The 6,730-nt window shown below is 38.8% G+C and carries 5 protein-coding genes; all 5 read left to right on the top strand.

Features of this window, described 5'->3' with window-relative positions; genetic code table 11:
- The first annotated feature begins 1 nt into the window (after position 1).
- Complete coding sequence (locus tag KHW44_RS04830; RefSeq protein ID WP_304066641.1) at positions 2 to 694, top strand: ABC transporter ATP-binding protein; 693 nt, start codon at positions 2 to 4, stop codon at positions 692 to 694.
- Between the two features lies 1 nt (position 695).
- On the top strand, positions 696 to 4,049 hold the full coding sequence (locus KHW44_RS04825) for an FtsX-like permease family protein (RefSeq protein ID WP_304066638.1): 3,354 nt from the start codon (positions 696 to 698) through the stop codon (positions 4,047 to 4,049).
- A 669-nt stretch (positions 4,050 to 4,718) separates the two neighbouring features.
- Positions 4,719 to 5,438, top strand: a complete 720-nt coding sequence (locus tag KHW44_RS04820) for a Type 1 glutamine amidotransferase-like domain-containing protein (RefSeq protein ID WP_304066635.1) — start codon at positions 4,719 to 4,721, stop codon at positions 5,436 to 5,438.
- Complete coding sequence (locus tag KHW44_RS04815) at positions 5,438 to 6,136, top strand: YwaF family protein (protein WP_304066631.1); 699 nt, start codon at positions 5,438 to 5,440, stop codon at positions 6,134 to 6,136. The genes KHW44_RS04820 and KHW44_RS04815 overlap by 1 nt, the downstream gene beginning before the upstream one ends.
- Before the next feature lie 22 nt (positions 6,137 to 6,158).
- The gene (locus tag KHW44_RS04810) at positions 6,159 to 6,593 is read left to right on the top strand and encodes a GNAT family N-acetyltransferase (protein WP_294684959.1); all 435 of its coding nucleotides are present in this window, start codon (positions 6,159 to 6,161) and stop codon (positions 6,591 to 6,593) included.
- Positions 6,594 to 6,730: the final 137 nt, after the last annotated feature.

Below are 6,730 nucleotides of genomic sequence, written 5' to 3'. Positions count from 1 at the left end.
TATTGAAATGAAAAACAGCTACAAACGCTACAAATCAGGACAATCCGAAATAATTGCGAACAACGACATATCGTTTGAAATAGAAAAAGGAGAATTGGCGATCATTCTCGGCTCATCAGGGGCGGGCAAATCCACCGTTTTAAATATTCTCGGTGGAATGGACACCAACGACGAGGGAAATGTGCTCATAGATGGCAAGGACATCAGCACATTCAACGAAAAGGAGCTGACGAATTATAGAAGAAATGACGTAGGATTTGTGTTTCAATTCTATAATCTAGTTCCAAATCTAACCGCCAAAGAAAACGTCGAACTGGCATCTGAAATCGTAAAAGATGCGCTCGATGCAACAGAAGTTTTGAAATCAGTTGGTCTTGGAGAAAGAATCGACAATTTCCCAGCACAATTATCCGGAGGAGAGCAACAACGTGTTGCAATCGCACGTGCAGTTGCGAAAAATCCTAAGCTATTATTGTGCGACGAACCAACTGGGGCGCTAGATTATCACACAGGCAAACAAGTTTTGAAAATCTTGCAAGATATGGTTCGAAAAGAAGGCGCGACTGTCGTTATCGTTACGCACAACCAAGCGTTGGCTCCGATTGCAGACAGGGTTATTCACATGCACGACGCGAAGATTCGCGATGTAGTATTGAATGCCAATCCACAAAACATAGAAACGTTGGAATACTAAAATGAAGAAGAAAACATTGAACAAGACGATTTTCAAATCGTTTATAGAATCCAAGGGGCGATTTTTGTCGATAATGTTGTTGATGATGCTTGGATCCATGACACTTGTCGCTCTCAAAGTCACAGGCCCCGACATCGATAAATCGGCGAACAAATACTACGAAGACTACAATTTGTCCGATGTCAATGTCATCAGCGATTACGGAATCACGGAAAATGATGCGAAGGAAATCGACCAAATCAAAAACATCGCAGACGTTGAGTACGGATATTTCTCCGATGCGACGATAGGTGACACTCCAACATCGTTTAGAATATTTTCTAATACTAAAAATATATCCAAGTTTGAGCTTGTGAGCGGCAATTTCCCACAAAAAATCGGAGACATAGCACTTACTGACCAATACAAATCCAAATACAAAATTGGAGATAAAATCAAATTCAAAGAAAAAGACGAAGACAGCAAGATTTTGAAACAGGAAGACTTCACCGTGACGGGATTTGTGAATTCTACGGAAATCATCTCCAAGACAGCCTTGGGAAATTCCTCTGCAGGATCTGGAAACTTGGAAGGCTACGGAGTTGTAACAACAGACAACTTCGACACAGACGTTTACACCGTTGCACGTGCGCGCTTTCATGATGTGCGTGGGCTCAACTTCACAGACAGTGAATACACCAGAAAAGTCGACCAACATCAGAAACAACTCGACGAGGTTTTGAAAGACAACGGCAAACAGCGACTCGAAGAAATCAAATCCAAGGCAAATGACAAAATAGCAAAATCCAAGAAGAAAATCGAAGATGCCAAGAAAGAAATCGCGGATGCAGAGAAGAAGTTATCCGACGGACAAAAGAAAATCGACGACGAAAAATCAAATCTAGTATCAGCTAAAAAACAAATTGCAGACAAGGAATCCTTAATCAAGAATTCAAAACGCCAAATCGAATCAGCAGAAAGCCGTCTTCAAGCATCCAAGAAACAATTGGACGATGCGAAAATTCAGCTTGACAACGGACAAAAGCAATTGGATTCGAAGAAAAAAGAAGTCGAAGCAAACAGGGCAAAGCTATCACAAGCAAAATCGACTCTTGATGCCACGAAAGCAAAGTTAGATTCATCAAACGCACAAATCCAACAAGGAAAAGCAAAGCTACAACAAGCAAAGCAAAACCTTGAACAAAAGAAAGCAGAACTAAAAAAGCAGGGAATAAATCCAGAAAATGTTCCAGAAATTCAACAAGCTGAAAGCTCAATTTCAGAACAAACTCAAGTAATACAAAAATCAGAAGCTCAGTACAACCAAGGATTGGCGAAGTACAATCAGGGACTTCAACAATACAAATCTGGAATGAAAAAAATTGATGAATTTGATTCGTCACAAACTAAACTTAACGAAAAGAAGAAACTCTACCAAAATTCTGTTGCGAAATACAACTCTGGACGCAATCAGCTCAACGCATCCAAAACAAAATACCAAAACGGAATTGCACAGCTGAACTCATCGAAGAAACAAATCCAAGAAGGATTTGACAAAATCTCATCGTCACAAAAAGAACTTGACGACAAGAAAAAAGAATTTGAAACAGAAAAGAAAAAAGCCGACGACAAAATTCAAGACGCAGAATCCAAAATTCACGACGCTCAAATCGAAATCGACGGATTATCGTTGCCAGAATATTCGACATATACAAGAAGGACAATGCCAGGAGGCGACGGAATCAAAATGGTCGAAACGACATCATCGGGAATCACGAAAGTAAGCAACTTGTTCCCTGTGGTATTGTATCTTGTCGCAGCGCTTGTAACAGTCACAACGATGACGCGATTTGTCCAAGAAGAACGAAACAACGCAGGAATTTTGAAGGCGTTGGGATATAATGATGCTGATGTCATCAAGAAATTCGTGTTGTACGGGCTAATATCTGGAGGATTGGGCACGATTTTGGGAACGCTACTTGGAACGTACGCACTTCCGTACATTTTGTGCACGTCGCTTTTGGCAAACATGACCATACCACCAGTCAAGTACTATTTTTCATTCAAAATACTTGGTTTATCGGTGCTTTTCGCGATACTTTGCAGCGTACTCCCAGCGGTTTACATCTCAGTAAAAGAACTACGAGAAACAGCGGCACAACTATTGCTACCGAAACCACCGACAAAAGGCTCCAAGATTTTCATGGAAAGAATCACACCGTTGTGGAGCAGGATGACCTTCACGCAAAAAGTCACAGCTCGTAACATCTTCAGATACAAGCAAAGAATGTTCATGACGATATTCGGCGTGGCAGGATCCGTCGCGCTATTATTCGCAGGGCTTGGGATTTCATCCTCAATCAACGGCATCCAAACCAAACAATACGGACCAATCATCCAATACGATGCAGTAGTTGAGAAGAAGGATTTCGTTACAGAAAAAGAACAACAGAAAATCGACCGATTATTAAAATCAGACGACATTACAGGCTACATTCCAGTTCATTTTGAAAATATCACGAAAAACATCAAAGGAATTGACGACGAACAAACAATCACGATGCTTGTCACACACACGGACACATTTTCTCCGTACATCAATTTGGAACACAAAAACTCCGAAGATATGCTCAAAATAACGAATGACGGCATAGTTATATCGCAGAAGCTCGCCGATTTGATGAATGTAAATGCAGGCGACACCATAACGCTAAAAGTCGTAAACCAAGATAGAAAATACAATATCGCACAAATTACCAAAATGTACGCAGGACATTTTATCTTCATGAGTGATGACTACTACAGAAAATCAGTTGGCGAAAAAGTGGACGACAACAGCTACTTCATCGCTCTCAGGGACAAATCAAAAACGAACGTAGAAAAAGTCACAGCGAAATTCATGGCATCGAACGGAATCAAAGCCGTGTCACAAAACACCAACATCATCATACAAGTTGAAACAATGACCAATTCGCTCACGAAAGTAATGACAGTGTTGACGATAATGTCGCTGTTACTTGCGATTGTAATCCTGTACAACTTAACAAACATCAACGTAGCAGAAAGAATCAGAGAATTATCCACGATAAAAGTATTGGGATTCTTCAACAACGAAGTAACCATGTACATCTATCGTGAAACAATCTGTTTGTCAATTATTGGAATAATCGCGGGAATATTTGGCGGGAAAATCCTACACAAAGTAATCCTCGACAAAGTTGCCCCAGCGGAAATATTCTTCAACCCAAATATCGAAGTGTGGGTATATATCTTACCAATAATTTTGGTTATCGTGATACTTTACGCATTGGGAGTAATAGTCAACCACAAATTGAAAAAAGTAGATATGCTTGAAGCATTAAAATCAGTAGATTAAGGTATAGAAAGTAGAAAACCGTATTTGCACATAGCAAACATGGTAATCTACTTTTTTATTTCGCGTTCTTGCAGGACATATACATAAGACAGGGACAATAAAACAAGAAAAGTCGTAGCACATTCGTCTGGCTTCCAAAAATTGGAAAATTCAAATCTCAAAATCCTGAAATTTGAAGCACGCTTCGCTTACGCGGTCAAATTTCTGACGGATTTTTCGATTGAATTTTGCACAATTTTCTCCAGATGACTCATTTAGCTACGATCTTTTTTTGTTATTTCACTGCAATCTTTTTATGTAATCTACTTTTTTCAATTCTATAAAAAGGGGGGGAACACAAAAACTCGTAATATGCTCATCTGTCTACAAAAATTGATAAATTCAACGCTTATGAAACTAAAATCGCAAACTCGTTGACGCTCAGACAGTGCGATTTTTAAACGTTTCATTTCGCTAGAATTTATTCCAATTTTTTCCGAATGATTCGCTTATTTACGATGTTTTTGGTTTATTTCAATGCTAACTTATTCAGCAAAATTTTCATATCTATTTTTTCAATCTAAAACATCTCCGATTTCCGCCCCTACATCTCCCAAAACACGCATATTGTGGTAAAATAAAATAACAATACCAATCGAAATATATTTGCACTAAATATAGGAGAACGAAATGAACGTGATACTTACAAGTGACATCATGTCCCCTGACAAAAGACAACTTAACAGTCAAAATGGATTTGTCGACAAAATCCAAGAATACGTAGGTGACATCAACTGTCTGTACATTCTATCGGATCCACAAGCACCATTTCTAACACACACGATAAGCTCGCACTACAAGAGAGCCTTCAAAAAAAGTGGATTCACAGTCAAACACTGGACAACTTTGTATCCTTTTAAAAAAAGAAGATTACAACAGCTCATATCACAATCCAACCTCATAATTCTTGCTGGAGGTCACGTTCCGACACAGAACAAATTCTTCCACCACATTCATCTTCAAAAATATATCAAAAACTACGACGGACTTGTGATAGGAATAAGCGCAGGAAGCATGAATTCAGCATTAGAAGTCTACTCTCAGCCCGAAAACTTTGGCGAAGTCAAATCCACGCACTACCGTAGATTTCTCAAAGGGCTAGGAATTGTAGACATATCAGTACTTCCACACTACGCAGATGTCAAAAATCAACGAGTCGACCACCAACGAATCATGGAAGATGTCACACTGCCTGACAGCTACGGAAGAAAATTCTACGCCATAGAAGATGGAGCTTTCATCATACCAACAGAAAACAAAATCTACGGCAATTGCTACGTCATCAAAGATGGCAGAGTAAGAAAAGTCTGTAACACAGGTGAAGTCGTAAATCTACGAGGAGTAAATTAATGACAGAATTTTTCAGATATAACGAAGATGCCTACACCAATATCAACATAACATTACTAAGACTATCATTAGTCCTAGTAATTTTTTTGGCATACAAACTCAAACACAAAACCAAACTACTCAAACCAGCATTGTTTTTGGGATTATTTGGACAAATAATATTATTCGCATGGTACGCAGGAAACCACACACTTCTCATCAAAGAAGGATTGCCACTATTTCACTGCAGAATATCAGCCATCATGATGGTGGTAGCATACCTCATACAAGACGACAAACTAATGCGCTATTTTGCATGGATGGGACTAATCGGTAGCATAATCGCATTTACATTCCCAGATCCATCCAAATATCTGTGGCCGCACGTAACCAACCTCACATACATCGCCAACCATTTGCTTCTAGGATTTTGTGGTGTTAGCATATTATCCGCAAGAAAATCCACCCTTAAACTAAAACACACACTCATGACAACAAGCATCATGAACATAGCAATCATGACAGTCAACCTAATATTGCATACAAATTACGGATACCTTGTACAATTTCCGCAAACAATACCAGTACGATTCACACCACATGTTACATTCCTAATAATGACATTAATCATCACATTCTTGATTACAATTGCAGAAATAACACACAACAAAATCGTACAAGACGCACAAATAGAACCACAACTAACAACACAACAATAATCGCTATCCTTTAGGAGAAACCATGAACACAATCATCAAACCATTCGACAAACTCACAACAAAAGAACTCTTCCACATCTACAAACTAAGAGTCGACGTATTCGTAGTAGAACAACAATGCCCCTACCACGAAATAGACGACATCGATCTGATAAGTCATCACATATACTTGCAAAACGACAACTCAATTATCTTGGCTTACTGTAGATTGTACAAACAAAATGATACATTCCACATCGGACGAGTAATAGCAACCGAAAGACGCAAAGGAAATGGAACACAAATAATGAAAACAGCAATTGAATTTGCGACAGAAAAACTTCACGCAGATTCCATAATCATAGAAGCACAAACCTACGCCCAAAAATTTTACGAAAAATTAGGGTTCGTTCAAACCTCAGAGCCATTCGAAGAAGATGGAATTCCACACATACAAATGAAATACATGATAAGTTAAATGGAACACGCCAGAAATAAAATTCTGGTGTTTTTTTGCAGATAATTTATCATAACAAGTGCAACATAAAATAACTCATAGCTAATCAGCTGTGTTAATATGTAAGTGACCAAACAAAACATATTAAAAGGAGCGAT

It is taken from the genome of Finegoldia magna (genome assembly GCF_018371055.1).
GTDB classification, from domain to species: domain Bacteria; phylum Bacillota; class Clostridia; order Tissierellales; family Peptoniphilaceae; genus Finegoldia; species Finegoldia magna_I.
Note: the sequence above shows the minus strand (reverse complement) of the source record. Positions and strands in the feature narration are given on the sequence as shown.